Genomic DNA, 26,800 nt, shown 5'->3' on the forward strand with positions numbered 1-26,800 from the left:
ATTCTGTCTCACTAAAGAAATTCAGTGATAAATTCATCCGGCGTCAAAACCGGCAGAGCGGCTATTGCTTCTTTTTTAAGGCGCTTATCCCGGCTTATGAAATAATTGATTTCATTGTGTATTGAGGCATAATACTGCAACGCATCTTCAATATCATCAATTTTGGAATTCAAGGCAAGCAACGTTATTTCATGTGGTGCATCTATTGCCTGCACATTGGTCAGTAATGTAATTAGTAAATTTCTCGCCTCTTTTTTACCATATTCCTTTACCAAAAAATATCCGGCTATATGTATAATTGTAGGAGTGATGAACGCCTGTACCTTTTCATCTTCGATCAATTCAAAAATCTCTTTAATTTTCTCATGCCCTGGACGTTGGAGAAAAAAATCCAAAAGAATATTGGCATCAAGAAATATTTTAGAACCCATATTTTTTTGCATTTTCTTTGTAGTACAATTCCTTCAAATCGATACTGGGGTCAATATTGGGCTTTTTCAATTTAGCCACAGCATCGATTATACTCTTTTTCCTGGCAGGTCTTATTAGCTTTTTTAAATAATTTTCTACCAACTCAGAAACACTAACATTGTTGCGCGATGCGTAATTCTTTACATTATCAAGTAGCGATTCCTCTATTGTAATATTTAGTCTTGTTTTCATACGCTCTTAATCTTTCTCAAATATACGCATATTTTAATTTTATGCGCATAAAGTAAGCCGGCACAAAAAATCCCCCGAAATACGGGGGATCTATATAGAAATTGATTCTTTGTAGAATTATGCTACTGCCTTGTTTACCAATGCAGCCGCTTCGCTCAACAAGATGGCACTTTGTACTTTCAGGCCACTCTCGTCAATCAGCTTCTTAGCTTCTTCAGCATTTGTACCTTGCAAACGAACGATGATAGGAACAGTAATGTTGCCCATTTTGCTGTAAGCATCGATAACACCTTGCGCAACACGGTCGCAACGTACGATACCACCAAAGATGTTGATCAGGATCGCTTTTACTTTAGGATCTTTCAGGATGATGCGGAAACCTGCTTCTACAGTTTGAGCATTTGCAGTACCACCTACGTCAAGGAAGTTTGCAGGCTCACCACCGCTCAATTTGATCATATCCATGGTTGCCATTGCAAGACCGGCACCATTTACCATACAACCTACGTTACCATCCAATTTTACGAAGTTCAGGTTGAATTTACCTGCTTCTACTTCTGTAGGATCTTCTTCGCTGATGTCACGCATTGCAGCCAGGTCAGGATGACGAGTCAAAGCATTATCATCAAGGTTCATTTTACAGTCAACTGCTATGATTTTTTCATCGCTTGTTTTGAACAATGGATTAATCTCAAGCATGCCGCAATCCAAACCTACATATGCATTGTAAAGATTGGTCACAAATTTTACGCAATTTTTAAAAGCTTCGCCGCTCAATCCGAGGTTGAAAGCAATTTTGCGAGCCTGGAAGGCTTGTAAACCACCACCAGGGTGAACCCATTCTTTAAAAATTTTATCAGGAGTGTTGTGTGCAACTTCTTCAATGTCCATACCACCTTCGGTGCTGTACATGATTACATTTTGTCCTTTTGCTCGATCCAACAGGATACTCAGGTAAAATTCTTTTACCGGATTAGGACCTTCATAATATACGTCTTGAGCTACCAATACTTTGTTCACCAGTTTGCCGGCTTCGCCAGTTTGGATGGTTACCAAAGTACCACCCAAAATATTTTGAGCGATCTCCTTAATAGCTTCTGCATTTTTGCCAACCGCTACACCACGTTGTTCTGATCCACGAATTTTTCCTTTACCACGGCCACCCGCATGGATCTGCGCTTTTACAACTGCAAAAGGACCACCATACTGAGTTTTAATTTGTTTGTAAGCTTCTTCTGCTTCGCCGGGAGTGTCGCAGGCAATACCTTCCTGAACCGGCACATTATATTTCTTTAGTAATTCTTTGGCTTGATACTCATGAAGATTCATATCAGAATATTTGAGTGCGAATTTAGGGTAAAATGATTAAACGGGAATTAGGAATTAGAAATTAGGAATTAGAAAGTGAAAATGTGTGGAAGTAACCTGTCGGGCACAGATGTGTGAGGGCTTGCAAACACCACTGTTGAATTAATATTAAAATAATATCGAATAGCATCACTCAATAAAAAAGGAGAACCGTTTTAAAATCGACGATTCTCCTTTTCAATTATTTGGGCGAATGCGATTCGCCCCTACTTCCTCTTCGGCAACACACTCCAATATATTAACACCACTCTTCTACGTTCGTCGACAGGTTTGTAATCTGTAATTTTCCCTGCTGGCAATTGCTCTCCTTTGCCTATTGAAAAGAAAGAATCAGAAAGATTGTTTACCGGAAACGAACTGCGCTGCAATCTATATTGTTCGCGAAGAATACTTGTAATGGCGTTCGCTCTTCTGTTCGACATTTCAACATTCAACTGGATTCTGCCAGGGGATGGCGAAGACATATTTTTTGTAAGGTCTTTGTAAAGCTCGCTTCCGGGAGTGAAGTTTTCTTCATCTGCATAACCTAACACTATAAACGAAGCGTGCAATTCTCTGTCGGAATGTTTCGCCGCAAACCTCAAAACTTCATCGGTTACTGTTCCCAGCATTTTTTCTGCTTCTGTATTGCTTTCTATTTTATATTGACCAGAACCAAAGAAAACGGCTGTGTTTAGTTTGGCAAAGGTATTTGCAGCAAGGAGTTCGTCAAAAAACAGCACATTCTCAAGATCTGCTTTATACAACATGCTTACATGACTGAAATGCTCCTGAGCTTTTCTATTTCTTCTTTTGTTTTTATAGCCGTTGGAGGCGATCGCATCATATTGCTGAATGCGGATTTGAATACTATCACGAAGTTGCCTGATGTACTGATACGTGGCAGAGTCAGTCATTTCGTCCAGTTCTCCACTATTTCTTTTTGAAATTCTCCTGGCGTCAATAGAGTCAAGCTTTTGCAAGAGAGATACCTGTTCACTTTTTTGCTCTTCAAGTTGCTTTTGTAAACTGTTTGCTTTTTTGTTACTTACACAACTTGTCAGCGCAACAAGTATTAATGAGGCTACGGTGAAATATTTTTTCATAAAAGAGGTCTTGATCAAATAAAAACACGCAAGTGTTTTCACTTATGTGGGTCGCAAAATTAGAAGTATCTCCCATTTGACTGTGTCAAAAAAGGACATAAAAATGTTGCAATCCGAATCGATCGTGACCTTATTTTTTTGAATATAACCTATCTTCTTCCTGGCGCATGTCGTTGCTGGTATGGCGTGATCCATCATGGCTCCACCCGGGCGCGCCGAACAGGTAACCCATTCGCGCTTTTAGTGAGATGCCTTTTTGCGTTACATCTTTCCAAATGCTCACCCATTCATGAAACACCAGGTACAACGGATTTTGTTTTTCAAGTGGGGAAGTCAAACCAAAACGAATGGGTTGATACTCTTCTATTGACAATTCTCTTTGAAATGTTCCAAAAAGTTTGTCCCAGAAAATAAGCAGCATTCCCATGTTCTTGTCAAGATATTTGGGATTTGAAGCGTGGTGAACTTTATGATGTGAGGGTGTTACAAGAATATATTCGAGAAATCCAAGTTTGCCCACTTTTTCAGTATGTACCATAATTCCCCAGATTTGCGTAGCGGAATAGATAAATACTATATCCAGCGGTTGAAATCCGCAAAAGGCCAGCGGCAGAAAAAATATGAATCTGTATAGCGGCTCAAATACGGATGATCTGAAACCTGTAGTGAAATTATATTTTTGAGACGAATGGTGCGTTACATGCACTGCCCATAAAAATCGGAGGGTATGATCCATTCGATGCAGCCAGTAGTACATAAAATCCTCAAACAATACCAGGATGAGCCAGTATGCAATAACATGATGGATCTCCACAATTCTGTGGGCATAGCACCAGGCAAGCACTCCGACATAAATCGCTCTGAAAACCAGGTCGATACCACCGTTCAGCAACATCATATAAACGTTTTGAAAGGTATCTTTTACTGTATAGGTTTCCTGTTTGCGAAGATTACTCAATACAATTTCCAGCCCGATAATAAAAATGTATAGCGGCGTACTAATCAATAAAAGCAACTGTTCCCGAAAATGCACAACTAAGGTTTTTAATAGTTTTAGGAAATAAACTGCAAATTTGCAGTTTAATTGCACACCGAGCAAACCATTCCACCTTATTAACCAGCCATTTATTTAATAATAAGTTGTATTTCAATCGTTATCATGAGCAAAGAGCTTCTTCATAATTGGGAAAAGAAATCTGCCGAAAAGCAAAAACAATACAAAAGTTTTTTGCAGCGGGCAGATAAGAACAAGGTGCTGAAACAGCTTCCCGACCTGCATGAAGAGGCATTTACGCATGTTGACTGCCTGCAATGTGCCAACTGTTGTAAAACTTACTCTCCTCGCTTCAAAACACCTGATATTAAGCGCATTAGCAAACACCTGAAGCTAAAAGAGGGTGACTTTATTGAAAAATATCTTCGCCTCGACAGCGATGGCGATTATGTGGTGAAACAATCTCCCTGCCCATTTCTTGGTAGCGACAATTATTGCAGTATTTATGAAGTTCGCCCGTCCGATTGTGAGCGTTTCCCCTACACCAATGAAGATGTGATCTTAAAAAGAATGAATATTACCCTGAAGAATTCAACGTTTTGTCCGGCGGTGTTTTATGTACTCGAAAAACTGATGAAGAGTTGAGAATTTAGAGTGGAGAATTGAGAGTTAAGCTTTCAGTGTGGAATTTTTTAAATATCCATTAGCTCTCAACTTTCAACTCTCCATTCTCAACTAAAAAGTGCAACTTACGTTGCACTTTTTTTGCTTTTTTCTCCATGTTTATTTAAGAATCGCCCTGCTGATCACTATTCTTTGCACCTCGCTGGTGCCTTCATATATCTGGGTAATTTTTGCGTCCCGCATTAGTCGTTCTACGTGGTATTCTTTTACAAATCCATAACCACCGTGTATTTGAACCGCTTCTGTACTCACCCACATGGCGGCTTCTGATGCAAATACTTTCGCCATTGAAGAACTAAGTGTGTAATCTTTTTGCTGATCCTTTTCCCATGCAGCTTTCAGGCAGAGCAATCTTGCGGCTTCTACTTTTGTAGCCATGTCTGCCAGTTTGAACTGTATTGCCTGATGATGCATGATCTCTTTACCAAATGCCTTTCTTTCTTTTGAGTATTTCAAAGCCAGTTCGTAAGCACCGCTTGCGATACCCAATGCCTGGGATGCAATTCCAATACGGCCGCCGGCCAGTGTTTTCATTGCAAATGTGAAACCAAAGCCATCTGCACCAATCCTGTTTTCTTTTGGCACTTTCACGTCGTTGAACAAAATGCTATGGGTATCACTACCGCGAATGCCCATTTTGTTTTCCTTTGCACCCACCACAACACCCGGCAAATTCTTATCTACAATAAACGCGTTGATTCCGTGGCTTCCTCTGGCTGGGTCGGTCTGTGCAATTACAAGATATACTGAAGCAGAGTTACCGTTGGTGATCCAGTTTTTGGTACCATTTAGCAAGTAATGATCGCCCATGTCTTCCGCAGTCGTACGCTGTGAACTCGCATCGCTTCCTGCTTCTGGTTCGCTTAAAAGAAATGCACCAATATATAGTTGTCCGTCCTTTTTGCCTTGCGCAAGAGGAACGAGATATTTTTGTTTTTGTTCTTCACTGCCAAATGTTTCCAATCCCCAGCAAACAAGGCTGTTGTTAACGCTCATGGCAACACTTACACTGGCGTCTACTTTACTCACTTCCTCCATGGCAAGAACATAGCTGATAGCGTCCATGCCGGCACCGCCGTATTTTGGATCCACCATCATTCCCATAAAACCGAGATCTGCCAGTTTCTCTACCTGTTCTTTCGGAAATTTTTGTAATTCGTCTCTTTCGATTACACCTGGTAAACACTCAGTTTGAGCAAAATCCCTTGCTGCTTTTTGTATCATCAGGTGCTCTTCGTTCAATTGAAAATCCATATGGCCGATTTGAAATTTATTGCCAAATATAGAGAAAGTTGTTTCACTAACTAATGATCGTTAGTAAATTTTTTTACAAAAAAACGCAGATTTTCATGATTGTCATGATTTGTAATGATTAGAAGAAGGTTTTGAAAACGACGATGGCGTAAGCACATCAAGATGGCTTCGATATGGAACGTCGATTTTTTGATAAAACCGGATAAAAAGGAAAATCATGAAAATCTTGAAAATCATGACAATCTGCGTTCGATCCCACAAAAAAAAGAGCCCCCAGCCCCTCAGGAATGAGGGCCTTTAGGGGCTCAGGTTAATAAAAACCAAATCACCGTGAGAAAAAGATTTTTAGCGCTCTGACCACGGTGACATTTGAGTGGTGTCTTAAGGTTTACTACTATTTTGCAACCGCAAGTTTCCTGCGGTTAAATTTTTCGAGTTGTGTATCGCAATCTGAAATTGAAAAGTCGGGATCGGCTTTTACTTTCAGCATCGCCATAATTTGTTGCTCTATCTCTATTCCTTTATCGAAATTGCCAGTCTCTACAAGAAGACTCGCATACGTATCCATGAATACCGGTTTCTTATACTGCATTGATGTCTCGGCCAGCTTTAATGCTTTTTGCAACACATATGGATCAGAAGATTTTTGCAGCAGCTTCCAGCACGTTGCATTTAACCAGTCTATCTGACTCGATGTATCTTTTTTGGGATATTTTGTAAGAATGGCCTCCATAGCGTCAACGTAGCCTTTCCAGTCGTTACTGCGATCTGCAGAGGCGGCATCACACTCAAGGGCAAGCATGTATCTTCCTGCAAAATTCATTTGATTGAGGCTGTCTTTCAGCTCCTTTAAATCTTCAACAGGAAAAATGGTGTTGGCTGCTTTTTGAATTGAGTTGCGATAGACTTCTACAAAATAATCTGACACAGAATCGGCTGAGAATTTTTGTTCGTAGCTTTTTTGATTCTTACGTACGTATTGAAAAACGGGCGACTGCTCTGTTCTAACGTAGCGATTTATAAAGTACCAGTTTTCTTTGGTTTGCCATTTTGCTTTTGGTGTTTTGCTGAAATATTCTTCTATTATTGCTCCTGTGTTTTCATGCAGCCCTTCCATCCGCGTCATGAACTTTGACATAAATGCAACACTCCTGTCGCCCTTTTTATACTGGGCCATCAGCGACTCAAGAGCATCTCCGCCCAATGACATTTTTCCGAATCTAAGAAATACTTTGCTGTCGACCGCGCCTATCTGCTGGCTGATCAATTTGCCTTCGGCAGTAATAAACAGCAAAGTTGGGTATGCGCGAACGTTATATTGTTTTGCCAATTGCGGGCCTTCGCCTTTTTCCATGTCAATTGATGCATTGATAAAATTGGCGTTGTAGTAATCGGCTATTTCATTTCTTGTAAACACTTCTTTGGCAAGCTTTTTACATGGACCGCACCAGCTAGTGTAACAATCCAGAAAAATTGCTTTCTTCTCTTTGGCTGCCCTGGCTTTAATTTCGGCCCAGGAGCTGTTATGTTCAAAGCTGATGGATCTATCCTGCGCATGCAATGCAACGCAAGTCAGCACGTTTATTATACAAAAAGCAAAGTATTTCATCTGCATATTTTTATTGTTTTTGGCCAGATGTTATTGATGAGTTATCTATTATTGTTTTTGGCCTCATCGAACTACGTTTCGCAACAAAAATTTTCATCGCAGTTGTACAAAGTTGCTCGAAAATTTTTATGGCTCATTTCATGTTATGTGTCTGTGTGGTGAATGGCGAATTGACAAACCGTGAAGTACCGATCATGAGCTGTAAACTATTTTCACGATTGCCTATTCACAAGTCTCCACTTTAGTGATTTAAAAGCGTTTCAATTGTTTTATCCATCTCCGGTAATCTGAACGGATTGTAAGCTGCCAGTCCAAATCTTATTATACCCGATTGATCAATTACGTATGAAGTGGGGTATGTTTTTATGTTGTACTGAATTGAAATACCGTTTCTTTTAGCGGGTATCATGGTATAGTTGAAATTACCGCTCGTTACAGCTTTGATTTTTTCCGCACTGTTGTCATTCACTTCAAACGCCAAAAACACTACATCTTTGGCTTTGTATTTTTCTACCAGCTTATTCAGTTCAGGCATTTCTTTTTTGCAAGGCGCACAACCAATGAACCAGAAATTCAACACGACTACTTTTCCTTTCAATTCGTGCAGGTCATACTTTACGCCATCTACATCCGTTACTGAAAACAAGGGTGCCGGTTTGTTCATTTGCGATGCAATTATTTTCTCACGCTCAATGCTTTCAGGCGTTTTTGCAAATACCAGTTTTCTGAATTCTTCAATCGCTTTCTCCTGCTCTTCCTTTGTTGCTATTCTGGCAACTTTTAGCCTGACCACAAAGCTGGAATCAACGTAAGTGTCTGTCGTTAATTTATAGTCGCTTTGATCTAAACGATTTTTAAATTCGTAACGATGCACTTTTTGAAAGTCCTGTGACAGGCAAATAATGTCGGCCTCTGAAACACCTTTTACATTTGAAACAGAATCTGCGTAATGCAATTCTTTATCAGAATTTACTTTTTGCAATCCTGACAAATACTTCGTTTTTCTTGCTTCCACCTGGCTTGCGCTATCGACTGCTGTCTGTGCACGCAACACACCAGTTGAAGACAAAAGAGCCAGAACCGATAAACTAAATACTTTCCTACCCAACATGATTTGATTTTTATTAAGTCGTGAAACGCCAACCGTAATCGTGAGTTTCATTCACACCTGAACTACCCTCACGATTTCCTGTTTACGATTGACGTTTCTCGATTATTATTCTGCAATAAGTTTTGGAATTGTTTTACCTAGTTCTTCAAGTGTGTAAGGATTGTATCCTACATATCCCATACGAACGATGCCTTTTTTGTCGATCACGAAGTTGGCAGGGAACACTTTTACCTGGTACAACGCAGCAGCATCTTTACCGCCTAAAGCCACCTGGTAAGCAAAAGGAACTCTTTTCAGGAATTTCTGAACGTCTGCCACTGTTGTTGCAGGAACCACTTCCGGTGCGAGGAACACTACATCTTTATTGTTCTTGTATTTATCAACAAAGGTGTTGAGTTTAGGCATCTCTTCTCTGCATGGAGGACATTGTGTAAACCAGAAGTTCAACACAATAACTTTTCCTTTCAGACTTTTAATGCTTACTTTTTTTCCGTCGATGGTGGTAACTGTAAAATCAGGAGCCGCACTACCAACAAGCTTGCTCACTTCTACATCGTTTTGCGCAATGGAAGTACCTTTTTTAGGTGCATAATATCCTTTAAGCGACGCTACTTTTTTCTCTTGTTCTTCGGGAGTTGCTCTGCGAAGCACAAATGCTTTTTTGCTATAGTTGATATCGCCATACATATCATCAACCCATTCTCCTGAAGGATCGAACAAAAATTTCCTGTATTGTTCGAATGGTACGTTAATGTATTCTGCAGTATAGTATGCCTGGTCCGTCAACTTGTAATTTTTATCTGCCGCAGCTTCATTAAAGGCTTTCTTAAATTCCGGCGTGGCTGTAGCCAAATTTGTCAAACCATTCAACACAACTGCCTTTCTCGCTGCAATTGAATCAGCATTTTTGAAGGATGGAGCTGTTGAATCGATGTTCACGAACTTTGCAGACTGGGCAAAGCTACTCTGCGCACACACAGTTAAACCAACTGCAAACGCTAGTAATTGTTTACGAGATATTTTCATTTTCATTTTTTTACTAAAGTGATTTTTTATTTTATTTTCTTGTTTTGACCGTCATACTCACAAATGATTTAAAGGGTCTAAACAATTCTTTTTGAACAATGATGCTTTTAAATTTTATACTGCCATTATTTCTTTACAAGATTTACCCCTGCGTCTTTAAACAAGGTCAATGCAGTAGAAAGCGTTGACGCATTTACCGTTTTAAATTTTGACCCTGAAGTGGAGCTGGAACTAACGTCTACTGTGTAAGTAGTTTTTTTACATTGCGACAGATCAACAGCTGCCCCACTGCTACCCGCTGTATCATCAAATGGATTAGTCAGGAGGTATAGCCTGAATGTTGTAGCCGCTGGCGTCCACGGCAGAGTAAATGATGTCAGGGCATTATTATCAAGATATAAAAAGTAGCTTCCGCTGGCAGGTGTTGCGTTTGGAAGTTTTGAAGCATCTACTGAAGCAATATTATTGAAAGAAAATTTCAAAGTAGCGAGCTTTGTGAGTGCCGTAAGGTCTGGTAATGAAGTGAGTGCGTTATTAGTGCATGACAGAGTTGTTAAATTCGTAAGCGTTGAAATACTTGCCGGCAATGTTTGAGCGTTTGTATAAGCGTATGTTAATGAGGTCAAAGCTGGAGTTTGCGAAAAATCAACTGAGGTTAGATTAGATGGCCCCCCAAAATTAGCGGATCCTCCACCACACGATAATGTAGTTAAATTCGGATTATTCAATTTCAAATAAGCAAGTGCAAAATTAGTTGAGCAATCCAACGATGTTAATGCAGGACATTGTGTTACATCCAGCGAATCTATCTGATTGTTGGAACAATTGATTTTAGTTAAAACCGGGTTGTTTAATTTTAACGACCTTAAATTAATTCCCCCCCATAAAGATTTACCTCCATTCGTTGGTTGATTGCAAGCTAAGTTGGTTAGCAAGGGGCAATTCGACACATCCAATTTAGAGATGCTTGTGGAGCTGCAGTCCACATTGGTTAATTTCGTGCAATTTGTCAAAGGCAATAAACCAATTCTATAATTGTGAGAACATATTAAGTTTGACAAATTCGGAAGATCTGCTACACTGGTTGACAATACTTGTATATCGTTGTAACTGCAGTTCAGCGATGTCATCTCAGACACCTTAGTGATATACAATGAAACAATATGTCCAACGCCGGCTTCCATAAAAGAGTTACTTGGATTATACCAGCTGGTTGAAGTATTCATGTTTCTATTTCCGGTACAATCGAAGGCACTCAAAGAATCACCTGTTATTGTAACGGTATAATCACCCAAACGTGGATATGTATGATAAGCAACTACAGTAACACCTGATCCTGCTGGATATAAAGAATCCACTCCATCACCCCAACTCACTTTGATATTTTTTCCGTTCAGATTAAATGCGGGAGTAGCAACAGAAAAATCGCCTTTATTACTGCTGGTAAATGACCCAACTTGCGCAAGCTGTGCAAGCTGCATTGTTATTGAATGGTCCGCTAACGGAGTATAAGGAGGAAGAGAAGGATTGTTTATATCAACCTTTTTACAAGAGAAAAAGATTATCTGTGCGCTGATTATAGCTATGAGCAACGATGCAATTTTATTCATCTGCCAATATTTTATTTTTTAACAAAATTTCATTTAACGTCTGCTGGCTCTAAATGATCATTCAACCTACCATCCGGGGTTTTGAGTTAATTTATTCCCTGGTATGTCTATTTCCGATTGTGGAATAGGAAACAGATAATTTCTTGCTGCAAAAGTTTTTGAATTGTTGAAATTCGTACCATAGGAATAAGTTTTGACGCCTGTTGTCGCATTATAGGTAATAGTTACTTTTCGGGTCGGAGTGAATCCCGTAGCACTATTAAACCAGGTAGTTGCCGTGCCCCATCTTTTTGCATCCCAGTAACGTTGATCTTCGAACGCCAGTTCCACACGACGCTCATGCCGAATAACTGTATCCATTCCTCCCTGTGTTAAAATACTTGCCACCTGTGGCATGCCCGCGCGGGCGCGAACCTGATTTACCGCGGCCAGAACGGAAGCATCCGGGCCAACTGCTTTATTTTGCGACTCTGCATAATTCAGCAGCACTTCAGCATAGCGGATCAATGGCCAATTATAGCCGCTTGCAGCACCAGAACCGCTTGGGGTAATACTTTCATTGATAAACTTCCTTAAATAATAACCGGTTGGAGTGGTAGCGTTAGTGTATGCCTGACCTGATGAATTGACCATGTCCTGGCCGCCGCTATACATTTGCATACTCCGGTTTCTAAATGCTACTCCATCATATAAAATTGTTGCATAAAATCTCGGGTCCCTACCTGCATAAGGATTTGCAGCATTATAACCCGAACCGGAAGCTCCAATCGCCAAACCCGTTTTCATCATCTCATAGTCATCAACCAGATTTTGGGTAGGGCAAGTGCTGCCCAAGCCTCCATAGTAAGGAGATTGGTTATTATAATCAAAATAGGTTGCGAGTTCAGCACTATTGAAATTATGTTGTACCGACAATATCATTTCGGCATTGTTTGGACTAGAGAAAATACTGCTATAATTTTTTGCCAGAACTGATGAATCTGTGCTGGCAACAATCAATAATGAGTTTGCTTTCAAATCCATAATGCCCTTAGCAGTAGCTGCTGCTGCTGCCCAATCCTGTGGTGACTGAGTAGATGACGCCTTCATCATTTGTACTCTACACTTTAAACCCCACGCGGCTTGTTTTGTTATCCTGCCTAGATCGGCAGTCGCGTATTGAGCAGGCAAGTCATTTGCAGCCGAATCAAGCTCGCTCACAATAAACTTTTGACAAGAATCAAGTGTATTGCGTGCGTGGAACATTGTTGAATCAACTGCTCCCTCAGCGACTGTAATAATAGGTACAGCACCGTAGTATTGAACTAAGTCATAATAATAATATGCACGCAAAAATCTTACTTCTGCTTTCAAGCGTTTGTTCAATTGTGGATCACCGGGTACGCCGTCAATTTTTGAAAGGTATATATTGGCTCTGCGTATGTATGTATAACGTGAACTCCATATTGGCGAAATCGTCCTGTAATAAGCATCATAGGTAGAAGTCGAATAATATTTCTGAGCAGTACTATTTGTATTTGCAGGTACCGCATCATCAGTAAGACAACTCATTAGCCATGCACCTCCGGTAATAACATTGGAACCGCCGAACCCGCTTGTTAGTTGAGAATAAAAATTATTAGTGTACAAAACTACGTTACTCTGATTTTCCCATAATTGAGGATCAGTGATCTGGTCCACAGGTTTCTGATCCAGGACCTTGTGACAACTTGCAAAAAGAAAAACACTCCCGGTTATTATTAGTGCTAAAAAAGTTTTAACTCTCATCTTTCTTCTTTTTAAATTAGATTACTTGTATTTGTTAAAATCCAACATTAACACCCAAATTCAGTGAACGCTGAATTGGATAATATCCTCCGTTTTCTAAATTCACATTTAGCATTTCCGGGTCAACAATATCTATTCCCGATTTAGCCCAGGACCACAAATTGGTCGCTCCCGCAGAGAACATCACGTTAGATAATCCAATTTTTTTCACAGCATGAGCCGGCAAACGATACGATATTTTTAGGTTTTTAAATCTTATATAATCTCCTTTAACCAACCAGAATGTGCTTGGATGACCAGACGCTGAGTTATTGGTTGAAAAAGCAGGAGAAGAATAACGGGGATAGCGTGCATCTCTGCTTTCCGGTCTCCATGCATTTTCATAACCATATACTGTCTGGTTTCCCGGTTGGAATTGAGCCACATTTCCGCCTGCTCCCTGCAAAAAGGTGTTAACAGAGAAATTTTTCCATTGGAACGTAAGATTTAATCCGAAAGAATAAGGTGGAAGATTGGTGTTGTTGATTATGACCATATCTTCTCTATCAACCTTCCCGTCATGATTTAAATCCGCATACTGTATATCTCCCGGTTTCAAGCGTGTGTTTCCAGCTCCATCCTGATTAACCGGATAGTTGTCGATATCCTTCTGCGTTTGAAACAAACCAAGAGATTTATAATAAGCCTTGTATTGAACGCCATGTTCCTGATATCTTCCATAAGCGGGATAAAGTGTGGAATAGTTGGGATCAACAGCTCGACTATTGGTATAACTGAAATTAAATGTGGTTTGTAAGGACATATCCCTTTTTAATTTCGTATTATTTGTAAGAGAAACTTCAAATCCACTAAAGTGCTGTTCTCCTGAATTAGTGTATGGGGCACTAATTCCCAAGGTTGCCGGAGTACTAAATGATTGACTTACCTGTAGGTTGGAAACATGTTTATCATAGATATCAAAAGTTCCGCTAATGAAGTTTTTCCATAATGAGAAATCAAGGCCAATATTCCGCATTAAGCTTTTTCCCCAGGTTACATTTGTATTGGGCAGAGTACTGTTGGCCAACACGAATGCAGGCTGATAAGTGCTACTGGTAGTTCCGTTCCCTCCAAAAGCGTATCCTCCGCCACCGCCGCCAGGGCCGGAGTTAATGACATTGTAATTGTAGTAGTAACTATACGCGGCACTTTGATCAATTCCCGTAAGGCCTATTGACGCCCTTAGTTTAAGGTCATTAATAAACCTGACATTATTTTTAATAAATTTTTCTTCGCTTATACGCCACGATACAGCAGCCCCTGGAAAATAACCCCATCTTTTACCCGGGGCGTAATGGTTAGAGGCGTCAGCACGCATGGTATACTCCAAATAGTATTTTTTTGCAAAACTGTAATTTAAGCGCATAACACCACCGATTCTGCCATCCTGCGTTTCTGTTCCTCCATTCGTCTGTCCCGTAGGCGAACCACCGTTAATAATCTCAACACCGTCAATAAGTCCGTAGCGGTAAGCCTGCAAATATGTAGTGGTGGAATAATAGTTTGTTCCTAAAACTGTTAGTCCCAAATTATGTTTAGCAAATGTTCTGGAATAATCAAAACCAAGGTCAGTGTTATAAGAACTAACACTTCCAAGATCCTCCGTGAGCGAATTGCTGTTTGTTGGCGAGTTTTGGAAGCCACCGGTTTGTCTGTAGCCTGTCGGCGATACCGCATCAGGCATAAACGTCTTGTAAAATTTTTGTAACTTTTTGTATTGTAAATTATTGAAACTAAGACTGTTGTTCACTTTGATAGTTAGCCCTTTAATAGCAATAGGTGTGTATGTGAAGTTAGCCTGCACAGACATGTTGCTACTTTGGTTATGTATATATCCCGATAGATCCGGTTGCGTATTCGCCCATTTGTTAGAGCCTGATGGACCATATAGAGAACCGTCTTTATTGAAAATAGGCGTAAGAGGATTGGCTGTAAGAATATCCAGGAATACACCTGATTGGGAAGCAATCGGGCTGGACTGATTAGTAGTAACATACTGCATGTTTAATCCCAGCTTCAAATCGCGATGGAGCTTAATATCTAAATTAGAAAGAATTGAATAACGTCTATAGTCATACGCTGCAAGAATACCTTTCTGGTCGGCTATTGAACCATTCACGTAATAACGAACCGCCTCAGTACCCCCCGAAGCTCCAAGTGAGTGTGTCTGGGCCATAGCATTACGTTGAACATCGCTCTCATAAAGACTTTTGGGATTATACACCCACGGATACTTCCCACTTTGAATTGAATCGATTGCTCCAGGCGAATAGTAAGTTCCTGAACCGTCATTTTGATACATTTCATTAGAGGCTTTAGCGTAGTCAACACCACTAAGCATTTCAGGGAATTTGGATGGTTTATCCCAACCAAAATTAGCCGTATAAGTAAACTGGGGCTTGCCCAATTTACCTCGCTTGGTGGTGATCACAAGAACACCATAAGCTCCCTGCATTCCATAAACAGCGGTTGCCGCATTATCTTTCAGGACTGTGATGCTTTCAATGTCATCCGGGTTTATATCATTCAGTGACATTCCAACACTACCACCGGAGCTTAAAGCAAATTGATTAGAAGACTTTACTGTATTATCAGGAGAAGTTGGACGATCTCTATAAAGAGGGACTCCATCCAACACAATTAAAGGCGCATGCTTGGGATCCGGGTCATTGCCGCGGATCATAATAACAGGTCTGCTACCAGGTGCACCGCCAACCGCGGCAATAATGGCTCCGTTTATCTTTCCCTGCAAAGCATCTCCAACATTTATAGCGGGAACCTGCATGATCTCATCTGCCTGAATGGTGGAAACAGCAGTAACAACATCTTTTTTTGCTTGCCTTCCGTATCCTACTACTACGATTTCCTCGGTTTGACGATCGACTTTTTCCATAGAAACACGGATCGACGTTCTGTTCCTTACGTTGATCTCCTGATACTTCATGCCGATGTAGCTAACCATCAAAAGCGGTTTATTTGCCTCTGGTATTTTAATCGTGAAGCCACCGGTATTATCGGTTTGGCAACCGATGTTTGTCCCTTTGATGAGCACAGTGGCCCCAACTATGGGCCTACCATTTTCATCTACTACTAAACCCTTCACTTCTGTTGGCGGATCAACAGATTGCAAGCCGTTTTTTTCAATTAATGTGGAACGTGGTTCTGATGAATCCACTACAGCTATTGCCTCTTGATTGACCAATGAAGAAGAAGTTGTAGATGAAGTCTGAATCTCTTTTATGATGTAATTTTTATTATTCAGGCGTACAAAAGTTAACTGGAAAGGAGCCAGTAATTCTTTCAAAGCATGATTAATATCCTTGCTGGGATTGATCTGGTATGAGGAGGTCAAACCTTCTACTTTTGTTTCAAACAGCAGGTTAACCTTATAAACATCTTGAATTTGTTTCAGGATTTCTTTTAATTGCTTTCTAGGCGTGTCTGATTCATTCTGCAACATCAAACTGGAAAGACTTCTTTCTTGTCCCTGGCAAAAAAGTACATTGAGTCCCAGAAGCAGGACCAAGGCTGCAGTCATTTTTCTCATGCTCGTTGGTTTAGCGTTAGTAGCGGTTAGTGTTTTAGTATAAGCGAATCACCCTTTTGGTCAAGTTTTATATCCAGCAGAATTGAAAGTCCATTCAGCAGGATTTCTTTGTTATCGGATGAAATGGCTCCCGATATTTTTTTGTTCCACAGCTTCTCATCCTCCACTCTTGCTTCCAGCCCGTAACTATCTTTCAGCAATTCCAATACTTCTTTTAATGAAGCGTTGTCAAATTCCCATTTGTGCTCTTTCCACGCACTTGCTGCAGATGATTTTGCTTCCGCATTTTCAATCATCAGTGAGTCATCCGCAATTTTCACCAACTCGCCAGGCTTCATTGTCATTGAGGGAAACTTGTTGTTAGCGGATCTTAACTCTATGCTTCCCGATGTTAGTGCGATACTTGCCACGTTGTGGCGATTGCTAACATTAAATGACGTCCCAAGCACTTCAATATCTACTCCGTTTATGTGAACAATAAACCGTTCGTTTGGCGTTACAGGTGCCGCTCCTTTGTGTAAATGATTTACGTCAAAGTAAGCTTCACCTGTTAACCAAACTTCTCGGGGTTTAGTGGTGTTCCATTTATCAGAATATCTGATTTCGGAATTTGCATTCAGAGTAACCTTTGAATGATCGGGTAGCTCCAACTGCTTGATTTCAGCGTATAGGGTATTAATCTTAGTTTCCTTTACGTAAGCCAGATAAGTAATGATACCAGCTCCTACCGTTAACAGCAGCATTGCGGCAACCCTTATCCAACTTAACTTTCGAACCAGCCTTCGAGGCTTTGTTTCAAGCGATTCTCTCATTATACCTTGCCACATTTTCTGTACCTGTTCTGTCGTGGGCGCTTGATCCCTGACAACGCTGTGCAGCAAAAACTCTTTTGTTTTAACTATTTTATCAGCCAGATGAGGATAAGCCTGGAGCACTTGCTTCCAGAGCTCATCGTCTGCCTCTGGCTTATTTTTGCACCAGGCAACAAAATCGTCGTCAAGCAAAAAATCCCTGACTTCGTAGTGTCCGTATTTCTCAATTCTTTCCTCCATAGGTTGGTATATACTATCTAATAGACGGCAATGCCATAAAGTGCCCCATAAAAAATTATTTTTTTATAAAGTTTTTTGTCCGGTGCGTAAAAAGTTCTACCTGGTGCGTAAAAGGAACAATAAAACGAAAAGGTGTGTTGTTGGAAGTAGCATGCGAAGTGTTTCGAGCGCCCTTGCGGTAAGCTTGTAGGTGGCACGAACTTGCATATTCATGATATCGGCGATCTCATCAAATCCCATATCCTGGTAAAATCGGTAATAAATGATTTCACGCTGACGGGGTGTAAGTTTGTCGAGAGCCTCTTCTATTTGTTGTTTGATCTGCTGGAAATGTTCGTTTTGGGTAAGTTTTTCATCCAGCGCCAATTCAAAATGGAAATCAAGGGCCCGGTCATCTTCCACTAAAACGGGAAGTGCATTTATTTTTTTATAAAGACTGTTTCTTAATGATTTATATAAATAGTTTTTAACGGAACCCGGAATACTCAGTCGTTCCCTGCTAGCCCACAAAGTGCAAAACAGGTCCTGAATTGAATCTTCAACCAATGTCACATCATTGGTAAATTTCATACCATAACTATATAGCTGGGCAACGAATGAGTTGTACAATTTAGCGTACGCATCTCCGTTACCAGATTGAAACTCACACCATATTTCAAGTTCATTTACCATATGCTCGTTACATCGGAGTTTGAACTTAAAACAAAGCTGGTACTGTTGTCGATTGTGAAAAATGAAATTACGCGGTCTGCGAGATGAGCGAAAAATTCATATGGCGATAACAAGTATTGCATAGAGTACACTAACAATTCAGGCAGATGGGTTTTCTTTTAATTATTCATTGTTTCAAAATATCGAGCCGCCGTAATAGCCGCCCAATAAGGGTTTTATCGTCCTGTGGTATTATTAATGCATCGTTGTTTTCTTAAAAGCAGGTTTAGTTTTTTCTTTTTCGAAAAATCAAATATATGATTTAAGGACATAAAAAAACTACCTGTTTAACAAAATAAATTACCATCAGATTAAAGAATAAATATAATTGTAGTTGATGAAACTCGAAAGAATTGCCTAAAAATGAAGTAGAAATACTTGAAGATATTTTTTCACATCTAACGTTTATAGTCAAACAGCGTTGCGGTGAAAACGCCATGTTCACGCTTCTTGAATGCCACGTGCCAGTTACCGTTATAGCGGATTAATTTGGGCACAAGATATTCTCCAAACTTGGTAAGCTGCACTTCCATGTGTACATCAAAATCATAGACTCCGGCATCGTAACTGAGATCGTATTTACGACCAACAATCTCCATCGTATTGCCGTCAAACCATGTGGTCATTTCATTAATCACCACATCGTTCTTTTCGCTACTGCTAAGATCGCTGCGGGCTTTTATTTTGAAAACGTAACAATTCTGTCCGAGATATTGCTCCATGTCAATCGTGAAATCATACAGCTTTGCCACATCATCGTCAAACAACGCCACTTTATTACCGATAAATGGAACGCCGGGAATTTTTCTTCCGGGATTAAAGAAGAGCATCTTCAATTGTTCTTTGTGCTTTTCAATGCCTTTCTTATCGCTCAGGTTGCGATCGAGGTCTTTTACAATGTTATTTTCGCCACAAACCGTACCATTTGTAAACATAAGCCCCGCGTACATTTCCAGCGTGTAGTAGTTCCAGGAACTATCGCTTTTATAAATATCGCCATGTGTGGTTTGCTGTAAAATATTCATGCTGCGGCAGCCATCCTTCACTACTTGCTCAGTTTTGCTGTCGAGCATCGCTTCGAGCTCGCCGTTTTTGTCGAGCATGCGTACGTCATTGAGGGAAACAAAACCCAAGACCTTTAAGTTGCGAAAAGCTTTGTAGAAAGTTGTGTCTGTTTGAATTCTGTGAATAAAAGAGGCGACATCAAAATTGCTGCGGACAATCACTTCTTTTAAAGTGACAACTTTTTTGTCGATTGTAACAATGCTATCCTGCGCCAGTACACCCTGGGCACAAAAAAAGAGAAAGAATAAAACCAATAGATATTTTATATTCTTTCTCATGTAAGGAACGGGGTTTGTAATTCGTTTCTATTTTGTGAACATTATTTTTTGTAGAGACGCATGATAATGCGTCTTCATAATGAAGATGACATGCAGCCTACAGAGACGCATTTTCGTCTGCTTTACAGAGACGCATTTTCATGCGTCTCTACTTGGCGAACATCATTTTATAATCCACTCTTATTTTACCCTTCGATATATCATCCAGTTTTCCTTTCAGCAATTTCTTTTTCAAAGGTTTCAAATAATCGATGAACAATTTTCCTTCAATGTGATCGTACTCATGCAAGATAACCCTTGCAGTAATACCATTAAACGTTTTAACATGGTGTTCAAAATTCTCATCCTGATATTCGATGGTTACAGATTCTGCTCTGTAAACATCTTCACGGATTTTTGGAATGCTTAAGCAACCTTCGTTGTAGGCCCATTCTTCACCATCCAATTCTGCTACATGTGCATTTATAAAAACCTGTTTGATGCCCTTATCGTTTGGATATTCCTTTTTTTCGTCCTCGTCAAGATTATTGATAATCTGCTCGCTATCAACTACAAAAAGTCTAATGTCACGGTTCACCTGCGGGGCCGCAATACCAACGCCGTTGCTATAGTACATTGTTTCCCACATGTCCGCAATAAACTCATTTAGCTTTGGGTAATCCGGGGTTATATCCTGTGCCACTTTTCTCAATACCGGGTGTCCATATGCTACAATTGGAAGTATCATCTTTCGAATATTTGTTAATTGGCAAAGGTAACTACAATTTGAAAATTTGAAGATTTGAAAATTTGAAAATGGCGTTTAATGTCTAAAAACGCCGCTCATACGATTGACTTTCAGCAAGTTGGAAAGTATAGAAGCAAGCTGAACCTAAAGCATTTTCAAATTTTCAAATTCTCATATTTTCAAATTTGCTGCAAGTACTCCTGCAGCATAATGGTCGCGGCAATTTCATCCACGAGCTTCTTGTTCCTGCGGTCTTTCTTCTTCATGCCGCTTTCTATCATGCTTTGTTTGGCCATTTTGGAGGTGTAGCGTTCGTCCACCATTTTGTAGGGAAGAGTGGGAAAATCTTTGACAAATTGTTTCACAAATGCATTCACAAGCGGCGTCGCGTGCGTATCTGACTCATCCCAGTTTTTTGGCTCGCCAATAATCACCAGCTCCACCTGCTCCTGCTGAAAATACTTTTTGAGAAATGGCATCAATTCTTTTGTGTCAACAGTAGTGAGGCCCGTTGCAATGATCTGCAAAGGATCTGTAACTGCTATGCCGGTGCGGCGAAGGCCGTAGTCTATGGAGAGGATTCGAGCCATGGGCTAATTTGAAAATTTGGGAATTTGAGAATTTGAAAATGGAGAGAACGGAACGCAGATTTTCAAGATTGTCATGATTTTGATGATTGAAAATTTCTTGTCAATGATTCAATTATTCAACCTTCAGTTATTATCTCAAAAACAAGTCACTGATCACAAACACAGCAAACACTACGCTCGCTATTCCATTCGCAGTCATGAAGGCAATGTTCACCTTGCTAAGGTCATTGGGTTTTACAATGGAGTGTTGATACAACAACATGCCTACAAACACTGCAATTCCCACCCAGTACAACCAATGAAAATGGCCGTAAACACCTGCTGTTATTACGCAAATCGCACTGCATAAATGCAACAACTCAGAGACTCTTAATGCTTTTGGCTTGCCCAAAACAGACGGTATGGAATATAAATTTTGTGATTGGTCAAAGTCAACGTCCTGTAAAGCGTAGATCACGTCGAACCCGCTTACCCAAAAGATTACTGCGAGTGAGAACAAAATTGGTAATAACTCAAATTTTCCAGTTACCGCCAAGTATGCACCAATGGGCGCCAATGATAAACCAAGCCCCAATACAAGGTGGCAAAGCGGTGTAAATCTTTTTGTATAGCTGTAAAACAGAATAACAAACAAGGCAACAGGAGAAAGAAAAAAGCAAAGTGTATTGATGAAAAAACAAGCTGCCATGAAAACGACGCAGCAGATAATAGTAAAACGCAAAGCACTGTCTGCAGAAATAATTCCGGCAGGAATTTCACGGATGGCGGTGCGTGGATTTTTTGCATCAAAGGCTCTGTCCAGATAACGGTTGAAAGCCATGGCGGCGCTTCGAGCAGTTACCATACAAACGAGAACCAATACAAATTTCAATACCAATTGCTGCCAGCCGATCGTATTTTCTTCACTGTTCATTTTAACCATTGCCAGAAAAAAACCAATCATCGCAAAAGGCATAGCGAAAATGGTGTGCGAAAACTTTATCAGGCTCAAATAATTTTTTACTGTACTCATTGGTCAAAATATTTGCTTAACCGTTCTTTTATTTCTTTATCTGTTATTGTTACTTGCTGAGATTTATCGTAGATGCTGATCAACAGAATCGTTTCAATGCTAATTTTCACAAATGTAATTATTCTTGCACCACCGCTCTTCCCCTTGCCTTTGCTTGAAATAGCAATTCTAACTTTATAGCAGTTGTTCCCGAGAGAAGTTCCCATAGTAGGATTCTCCGTCAATTCATTAATAAAATTCTGAAGATCAATTTTTAAAGAAGGATATTTTGATGCAAGTCGTTTGATTTCTTTTTCAAAATCTTTCGTATAAACAATCCTATAACTCATTCAATAAATTATTCACGTCTTTTAATTTCTTCTTTCCTTTTAAGAATGCAGCAGCATCTTTCGCACCACTTTCAATGCTGTTAAGAATATCTTCAGACGTAGGCTCTTTAAATACCTCTACCCGAACTTTCATTTTGCGAAGTACTTGCATCAGCAAATTAAGTTCCTGATCATCATGAGGTTTTATGACTAGCGTATCCATAATTTTAAAATTACATAAACTTTGGAACAAAGTTCCTTACTATTTCCCATATCACCACGCCGGCAGCGGTTGCGATATTCAGCGAATGTTTCATGCCTAGTTGCGGAATTTCAATGGTGCCATTACATAAAGCAATGGTTGACTGCTCCACTCCTGTTACTTCATTTCCCAAAACAATGGCAATTTTTTCGTTTGTACCGAAATTGCATTGGTGCAGTTTCAAGCTGTTTTCCACCTGCTCTATGGCAAAAACTTTATAGCCGTCCTGTTTCAATTCTTCTACCGCTTCACCGGCATTTGCAAAGCCTTTCCAGTGAACGGAATCTTCTGCACCAAGTGCTGTTTTTTTGATTTCTTTATGAGGTGGCTTTGCAGAATAGCCACATATATAAACCGCTTCCAGCAAAAAAGCATCTGCTGTGCGGAAAACGCTTCCAATGTTATAAGCGCTCCTGATGTTTTCCAAAACAACGATTAAGGGAACTTTCTCAGATTCTTTGAACTCCTCCACCGATTTACGGTTAAGTTCATCCATGCTCAGTTTTCGCATAGCGGCAAAATTAGGCAGTTTCACGCAAAAACAACGAAGGTTTCGCGCGGCGAACGCAACGGTGCAGCGACGCGGCGTTTCATTATCAATGTTTTCAAAACTCAATGGAAGATCAACTTTCGCGAACCAGCAGCATCGCTTTTTCGCCACGTTCGCCGCGTGAAATCTTTAGGATCTGTTGATAACTTGTCAAAAATTAGCCACTTGCAACCTGCTATCTACTACCCGCAACTTGCCGCCAATTGCTAAATTTGCCAGCTATGGCAAAAGCAACTGGCACTGAAACTCCGTTAATGCAACAGCACAATGCAATCAAACAGCGCTATCCAGACGCGGTTTTGTTGTTTCGTGTGGGTGACTTTTACGAAACCTTTGGTGGAGATGCCATCATTGCTTCACAAGTGCTGGGCATTACGCTCACCAAAAGAAATAATGGCTCGCCGTCTTCCAGTGAACTGGCCGGTTTTCCGCACCATGCATTGGATACATATTTGCACAAATTGGTGAAGGCAGGTTACCGTGTTGCTATTTGCGATCAGCTGGAAGATCCGAAAACGGTAAAGGGCATCGTGAAAAGAGGGGTTACTGAAATGGTGACTCCCGGTACTGCCACCAACGACAAACTACTTGAACACAACAGCAATAACTTTCTTGCCGCCCTGCATTTTGTTGATGACAACAAATATGGTTTAGCATTTCTCGACATTTCAACGGGCGAGTTTTTCCTTGCAGAAGGCGATCGTGAGTATGCAGATAAGCTTCTGCAAAGTTTCAAACCTGCGGAAGTTATCTTTCAGCGTCACCGGCAAAAGCAATTCAAAGAATTTTTCGGAAGCAAGTTTTACACTTACACGCTTGATGAATGGATCTTTCAAAACGTGTATGCACAGGAAACTTTATTAAAACATTTCCAAACGCATTCCCTCAAAGGCTTTGGCGTTGAAGAACTGGAAAATGGATTGATCGCGGCAGGAGCCATTTTGCACTATTTAAAAGACACCGAGCATCCCAATCTGCAACACATCGTGAGCATGCAGCGCATTGATCGCGATGATTTTTTGTGGATGGATCGTTTTACAATCCGCAATCTTGAATTGCTGGGCAGTGGCGTGGAAAACGGGCAAACACTTTTGCGCACGCTTGACAACACGGTTTCACCGATGGGCGCAAGGCTGCTGAAACGCTGGCTTGTTTTCCCTTTAAAAGATATCACCAAAATAAATGAGCGTCTTGATCTCGTTGAATATTTGATCAAAGATGTAGACGCAAGAACAAAGTTTTCGCAGCTCATTAAACAATGTGGCGATGTTGAAAGACTAGTGAGTAAGATTCCTTTGAAGAAGATCAACCCGCGTGAAGTGGCGCAGATCGCAAGGGGCTTACAACAAGTGGATGCCATTAAAAAATTGTGTGCTGAAAGTGAAAATAGTTATCTGAAAAGATTGGGTGATGCATTGAATCCATGTCATTATATAGAAGAAAAAATTCAGAAAGAAATTACTGAAAATCCTCCCGCAACTGCTGTGAAAGGGGGCATGATTGCCAGTGGCATTAGCAGCGAACTGGATGATCTGCGCAACATTGCTTCTAACGGCAAGCAGTATCTTACACAATTGCAACAAAAGGAAGCGGATGAAACAGGTATTTCTTCTTTGAAGATTGGCTTCAACAATGTGTTTGGCTATTTTCTTGAAGTAACAAACACGCACAAGGATAAAGTGCCCACTACCTGGACGCGCAAGCAAACGCTTGCCAATTGTGAGCGCTACATTACTCCGGAACTAAAAGAATACGAAGAAAAAATAACAGGCGCGGAAGATAAAATTTATCAGCTCGAAATGTCTTTGTACGAGGCATTGCTGAATGAATTGCAAACCTACCTAGCTCCTATTCAAACGAACGGCAACATTCTTGCGATCATTGATTGCCTGTTGTGCTTTGCACATAATGCCACTCATTTCAATTATAAAAAGCCGCTGTTGCATGAAGGTGCAGAACTGGTAATTAAAGATGGGCGCCACCCAGTGATTGAACGAAATCTTGGCACCGGCGAAACTTATATCGCCAATGATATTGAACTGAATAAAAACACGCAGCAGGTCATCATTTTAACGGGCCCAAACATGAGTGGTAAGAGTGCTTTGCTTCGTCAAACGGCGCTTATTACACTAATGGCGCATATCGGAAGTTTTGTTCCTGCGGCAGATGCGTTTGTTCCATTAACAGATAAGATCTTTACACGTGTTGGTGCGTCTGATAACCTAAGTGGCGGCGAATCTACTTTTATGGTGGAGATGAATGAAACCGCCAGCATTATCAACAACATTACGGACAGAAGCCTGATCCTGCTGGACGAAATTGGCCGCGGCACATCTACGTATGATGGTATTTCAATCGCCTGGAGTATTGTAGAATTTTTGCAAAAATCTCCGTGCCAACCGAAGACATTGTTTGCCACGCACTACCATGAATTGAATGAGTTGGAGAATAAACTGGTAAACGTAAAAAATTATCACGTTACCAATAAAGAGGTTGGCAATAAAATTATCTTCCTTCGCAAACTTGCGCCAGGCGGCAGTACGCACAGCTTTGGTATTCATGTGGCGAAAATGGCGGGCATGCCTCCTTCACTTATTGATCGTGCAAATGATGTGTTGAAACAGTTGGAAACAAAGCATGTGGACGCGAGCATAGAGGACCAGGTGAAACAACTTTCCATGCCGAAGATGCAGCTTTCTATTTTCGATGCGCACTCGCAAACTTTTGAAGAAATACGCGGGTTGTTAAACAATATTGATATCAATAGATTAACACCAGTGGAAGCGCTGTTGAAATTGCAGGAGATTAAGGAGAGGGTGAGGTAATTTGAAAATTTGAAAATGGGGAGAGAGAACACAGATTTTCATGATTGTCATGATTGTCATGATTTGATGAATGTAGGGGCGAATCGCATTCGCCCTGCAGCACAGAAAGAATTCTTAATTCTTAATTCTTAATTGCCATAAAAAAGAGAAGCAGCTAATTGTTTAGCTGCTTCTCTTTTTTATGATTTGATATGATTATTTAATTCAGCGGATCCGCGTCTATCAAGATAACTTTTGCTTTAAGTACGGCATTTGGAGGAGTGAGTGTGCCGCCAAAAACGTCCGATATTGAGATGTAGACATGCCCAACATTATGCGTTACTATGTAAGAAAATGCATCATATGTTTCAGGCAAGGCGTCATAGTTTGTACCATCAAAAGCTATGTAAGCAAGCACGCCGCCATTTGTGTACATGTATTGGTCAAGTTCCGGAACTGGTATATCAATTGTTGCCGTTTTACCGTCATTGCTCAATTGCCATGCATTCGGTTGTAAATTAAAAAGAATGGAATAAGCCTGTTTTACCTGCTGCACTTCTGTTACTTCTTTCTTACATGCACTAAACGCAAACAATGAGAATAGTGATAAAGCGATGATCGATAGTTTCATATTTTGGATGTTTTTTGACAATAAATTATTTATAGGACGATTTAAAACGAAAA

24 protein-coding genes are annotated in these 26,800 nt (G+C 40.4%); 2 read left to right on the forward strand and 22 right to left on the reverse strand.

Translation table 11 applies throughout. From position 1 onward, the window contains the following. Positions 1-11: 11 nt before the first annotated feature. From KTO63_RS20335 to KTO63_RS20355, 5 genes are all read right to left on the reverse strand, one after another. Positions 12-431, reverse strand: a complete 420-nt coding sequence (locus KTO63_RS20335; protein WP_217793790.1) for a type II toxin-antitoxin system VapC family toxin — start codon at positions 429-431, stop codon at positions 12-14. Next, positions 421-663, reverse strand: coding sequence for a DUF6364 family protein (locus tag KTO63_RS20340; RefSeq protein ID WP_217793791.1), 243 nt, complete (start codon positions 661-663; stop codon positions 421-423). The genes KTO63_RS20335 and KTO63_RS20340 overlap by 11 nt, the downstream gene beginning before the upstream one ends. Positions 664-780: 117 nt before the next feature. Continuing rightward, the gene (sucC, locus tag KTO63_RS20345) at positions 781-1,992 is read right to left on the reverse strand and encodes an ADP-forming succinate--CoA ligase subunit beta (protein ID WP_217793792.1); all 1,212 of its coding nucleotides are present in this window, start codon (positions 1,990-1,992) and stop codon (positions 781-783) included. A gap of 245 nt (positions 1,993-2,237) precedes the next feature. Continuing rightward, positions 2,238-3,116 carry an OmpA family protein gene (locus KTO63_RS20350; RefSeq protein WP_217793793.1) on the reverse strand — a complete coding sequence of 293 codons (879 nt, stop codon included), beginning with the start codon at positions 3,114-3,116 and terminating at the stop codon, positions 2,238-2,240. A gap of 130 nt (positions 3,117-3,246) precedes the next feature. Beyond that, a complete protein-coding gene (locus KTO63_RS20355; RefSeq protein WP_317195787.1) occupies positions 3,247-4,149 on the reverse strand; it encodes a sterol desaturase family protein in 903 nt (300 codons plus the stop codon). Positions 4,150-4,275: 126 nt separating this feature from the next. On the opposite strand from KTO63_RS20355, the gene KTO63_RS20360 reads away from it, so the two are divergent. Further along, a complete protein-coding gene (locus KTO63_RS20360; protein ID WP_217793795.1) occupies positions 4,276-4,755 on the forward strand; it encodes a YkgJ family cysteine cluster protein in 480 nt (159 codons plus the stop codon). A gap of 138 nt (positions 4,756-4,893) precedes the next feature. Here the strand turns inward: KTO63_RS20360 and KTO63_RS20365 are convergent, their stop codons facing one another. The 16 genes from KTO63_RS20365 to KTO63_RS20440 all read right to left on the reverse strand — a co-directional run bounded on the left by KTO63_RS20365 (position 4,894) and on the right by KTO63_RS20440 (position 23,273). Further along, positions 4,894-6,048 carry an acyl-CoA dehydrogenase gene (locus KTO63_RS20365; protein WP_217793796.1) on the reverse strand — a complete coding sequence of 385 codons (1,155 nt, stop codon included), beginning with the start codon at positions 6,046-6,048 and terminating at the stop codon, positions 4,894-4,896. Between the two features lie 394 nt (positions 6,049-6,442). Next, positions 6,443-7,657, reverse strand: coding sequence for a thioredoxin family protein (locus tag KTO63_RS20370; protein WP_217793797.1), 1,215 nt, complete (start codon positions 7,655-7,657; stop codon positions 6,443-6,445). Between the two features lie 241 nt (positions 7,658-7,898). Next, a complete protein-coding gene (locus tag KTO63_RS20375; RefSeq protein WP_217793798.1) occupies positions 7,899-8,768 on the reverse strand; it encodes a TlpA family protein disulfide reductase in 870 nt (289 codons plus the stop codon). Positions 8,769-8,873: 105 nt separating this feature from the next. Beyond that, positions 8,874-9,794 carry a TlpA family protein disulfide reductase gene (locus tag KTO63_RS20380; RefSeq protein ID WP_217793799.1) on the reverse strand — a complete coding sequence of 307 codons (921 nt, stop codon included), beginning with the start codon at positions 9,792-9,794 and terminating at the stop codon, positions 8,874-8,876. Between the two features lie 125 nt (positions 9,795-9,919). Further along, on the reverse strand, positions 9,920-11,404 hold the full coding sequence (locus tag KTO63_RS20385) for a leucine-rich repeat domain-containing protein (protein WP_217793800.1): 1,485 nt from the start codon (positions 11,402-11,404) through the stop codon (positions 9,920-9,922). A gap of 66 nt (positions 11,405-11,470) precedes the next feature. Continuing rightward, the gene (locus KTO63_RS20390) at positions 11,471-13,171 is read right to left on the reverse strand and encodes a RagB/SusD family nutrient uptake outer membrane protein (RefSeq protein ID WP_217793801.1); all 1,701 of its coding nucleotides are present in this window, start codon (positions 13,169-13,171) and stop codon (positions 11,471-11,473) included. Positions 13,172-13,205: 34 nt separating this feature from the next. Continuing rightward, positions 13,206-16,757 carry a SusC/RagA family TonB-linked outer membrane protein gene (locus KTO63_RS20395; protein ID WP_217793802.1) on the reverse strand — a complete coding sequence of 1,184 codons (3,552 nt, stop codon included), beginning with the start codon at positions 16,755-16,757 and terminating at the stop codon, positions 13,206-13,208. A gap of 26 nt (positions 16,758-16,783) precedes the next feature. Then, positions 16,784-17,809 carry a FecR family protein gene (locus tag KTO63_RS20400; RefSeq protein WP_217793803.1) on the reverse strand — a complete coding sequence of 342 codons (1,026 nt, stop codon included), beginning with the start codon at positions 17,807-17,809 and terminating at the stop codon, positions 16,784-16,786. Positions 17,810-17,905: 96 nt separating this feature from the next. Further along, complete coding sequence (locus KTO63_RS20405; protein ID WP_217793804.1) at positions 17,906-18,481, reverse strand: RNA polymerase sigma factor; 576 nt, start codon at positions 18,479-18,481, stop codon at positions 17,906-17,908. A gap of 437 nt (positions 18,482-18,918) precedes the next feature. Further along, positions 18,919-19,863: a hypothetical protein gene (locus KTO63_RS20410; RefSeq protein ID WP_217793805.1), complete on the reverse strand. Its 945-nt coding sequence runs from the start codon at positions 19,861-19,863 to the stop codon at positions 18,919-18,921. A gap of 148 nt (positions 19,864-20,011) precedes the next feature. Continuing rightward, positions 20,012-20,590: a peptide deformylase gene (def, locus tag KTO63_RS20415; protein WP_217793806.1), complete on the reverse strand. Its 579-nt coding sequence runs from the start codon at positions 20,588-20,590 to the stop codon at positions 20,012-20,014. Between the two features lie 179 nt (positions 20,591-20,769). After that, positions 20,770-21,180 (reverse strand): Holliday junction resolvase RuvX, encoded by a 411-nt coding sequence (gene ruvX / locus KTO63_RS20420; RefSeq protein WP_217793807.1) that lies wholly within the window; start codon positions 21,178-21,180, stop codon positions 20,770-20,772. Positions 21,181-21,310: 130 nt separating this feature from the next. Next, positions 21,311-22,192, reverse strand: a complete 882-nt coding sequence (locus KTO63_RS20425; RefSeq protein ID WP_217793808.1) for a UbiA-like polyprenyltransferase — start codon at positions 22,190-22,192, stop codon at positions 21,311-21,313. Further along, entirely contained in the window at positions 22,189-22,521 is a 333-nt protein-coding gene (locus KTO63_RS20430; protein ID WP_217793809.1) for a type II toxin-antitoxin system RelE family toxin, read from the reverse strand. The genes KTO63_RS20425 and KTO63_RS20430 overlap by 4 nt, the downstream gene beginning before the upstream one ends. Further along, positions 22,511-22,723 carry a hypothetical protein gene (locus KTO63_RS20435; RefSeq protein WP_217793810.1) on the reverse strand — a complete coding sequence of 71 codons (213 nt, stop codon included), beginning with the start codon at positions 22,721-22,723 and terminating at the stop codon, positions 22,511-22,513. The genes KTO63_RS20430 and KTO63_RS20435 overlap by 11 nt, the downstream gene beginning before the upstream one ends. 10 nt (positions 22,724-22,733) lie before the next feature. Further along, positions 22,734-23,273, reverse strand: coding sequence for an RNA methyltransferase (locus KTO63_RS20440; protein ID WP_232373260.1), 540 nt, complete (start codon positions 23,271-23,273; stop codon positions 22,734-22,736). A 260-nt stretch (positions 23,274-23,533) separates the two neighbouring features. On the opposite strand from KTO63_RS20440, the gene mutS reads away from it, so the two are divergent. Continuing rightward, entirely contained in the window at positions 23,534-26,137 is a 2,604-nt protein-coding gene (mutS, locus tag KTO63_RS20445; protein ID WP_217793811.1) for a DNA mismatch repair protein MutS, read from the forward strand. A gap of 199 nt (positions 26,138-26,336) precedes the next feature. Here mutS and KTO63_RS20450 read toward each other — a convergent pair whose 3' ends face one another. Continuing rightward, positions 26,337-26,747 carry a hypothetical protein gene (locus KTO63_RS20450; RefSeq protein ID WP_217793812.1) on the reverse strand — a complete coding sequence of 137 codons (411 nt, stop codon included), beginning with the start codon at positions 26,745-26,747 and terminating at the stop codon, positions 26,337-26,339. Positions 26,748-26,800 lie beyond the last annotated feature (53 nt).

The sequence above is a fragment of the Pinibacter aurantiacus genome, assembly GCF_019130065.1.
Lineage (GTDB): Bacteria > Bacteroidota > Bacteroidia > Chitinophagales > Chitinophagaceae > Pinibacter > Pinibacter aurantiacus.

Bases quoted from the DNA above. Each gene is read 5' to 3' on its own strand.
- ruvX (WP_217793807.1), bottom strand. From the start codon at position 21,180: ATGGCTCGAATCCTCTCCATAGACTACGGCCTTCGCCGCACCGGCATA.
- KTO63_RS20390 (WP_217793801.1), bottom strand. From the start codon at position 13,171: ATGAGAGTTAAAACTTTTTTAGCACTAATAATAACCGGGAGTGTTTTT.
- KTO63_RS20340 (WP_217793791.1), bottom strand. From the start codon at position 663: ATGAAAACAAGACTAAATATTACAATAGAGGAATCGCTACTTGATAAT.
- KTO63_RS20395 (WP_217793802.1), bottom strand. From the start codon at position 16,757: ATGAGAAAAATGACTGCAGCCTTGGTCCTGCTTCTGGGACTCAATGTA.
- KTO63_RS20385 (WP_217793800.1), bottom strand. From the start codon at position 11,404: ATGAATAAAATTGCATCGTTGCTCATAGCTATAATCAGCGCACAGATA.
- KTO63_RS20400 (WP_217793803.1), bottom strand. From the start codon at position 17,809: ATGGAGGAAAGAATTGAGAAATACGGACACTACGAAGTCAGGGATTTT.
- KTO63_RS20360 (WP_217793795.1), top strand. From the start codon at position 4,276: ATGAGCAAAGAGCTTCTTCATAATTGGGAAAAGAAATCTGCCGAAAAG.
- KTO63_RS20440 (WP_232373260.1), bottom strand. From the start codon at position 23,273: ATGCGAAAACTGAGCATGGATGAACTTAACCGTAAATCGGTGGAGGAG.
- KTO63_RS20450 (WP_217793812.1), bottom strand. From the start codon at position 26,747: ATGAAACTATCGATCATCGCTTTATCACTATTCTCATTGTTTGCGTTT.
- mutS (WP_217793811.1), top strand. From the start codon at position 23,534: ATGGCAAAAGCAACTGGCACTGAAACTCCGTTAATGCAACAGCACAAT.
- KTO63_RS20335 (WP_217793790.1), bottom strand. From the start codon at position 431: ATGGGTTCTAAAATATTTCTTGATGCCAATATTCTTTTGGATTTTTTT.
- KTO63_RS20365 (WP_217793796.1), bottom strand. From the start codon at position 6,048: ATGGATTTTCAATTGAACGAAGAGCACCTGATGATACAAAAAGCAGCA.
- KTO63_RS20370 (WP_217793797.1), bottom strand. From the start codon at position 7,657: ATGAAATACTTTGCTTTTTGTATAATAAACGTGCTGACTTGCGTTGCA.
- KTO63_RS20375 (WP_217793798.1), bottom strand. From the start codon at position 8,768: ATGTTGGGTAGGAAAGTATTTAGTTTATCGGTTCTGGCTCTTTTGTCT.
- KTO63_RS20435 (WP_217793810.1), bottom strand. From the start codon at position 22,723: ATGGATACGCTAGTCATAAAACCTCATGATGATCAGGAACTTAATTTG.
- KTO63_RS20425 (WP_217793808.1), bottom strand. From the start codon at position 22,192: ATGAGTACAGTAAAAAATTATTTGAGCCTGATAAAGTTTTCGCACACC.
- def (WP_217793806.1), bottom strand. From the start codon at position 20,590: ATGATACTTCCAATTGTAGCATATGGACACCCGGTATTGAGAAAAGTG.
- KTO63_RS20350 (WP_217793793.1), bottom strand. From the start codon at position 3,116: ATGAAAAAATATTTCACCGTAGCCTCATTAATACTTGTTGCGCTGACA.
- KTO63_RS20410 (WP_217793805.1), bottom strand. From the start codon at position 19,863: ATGAGAAAGAATATAAAATATCTATTGGTTTTATTCTTTCTCTTTTTT.
- KTO63_RS20405 (WP_217793804.1), bottom strand. From the start codon at position 18,481: ATGGTAAATGAACTTGAAATATGGTGTGAGTTTCAATCTGGTAACGGA.
- sucC (WP_217793792.1), bottom strand. From the start codon at position 1,992: ATGAATCTTCATGAGTATCAAGCCAAAGAATTACTAAAGAAATATAAT.
- KTO63_RS20380 (WP_217793799.1), bottom strand. From the start codon at position 9,794: ATGAAAATATCTCGTAAACAATTACTAGCGTTTGCAGTTGGTTTAACT.
- KTO63_RS20430 (WP_217793809.1), bottom strand. From the start codon at position 22,521: ATGAGTTATAGGATTGTTTATACGAAAGATTTTGAAAAAGAAATCAAA.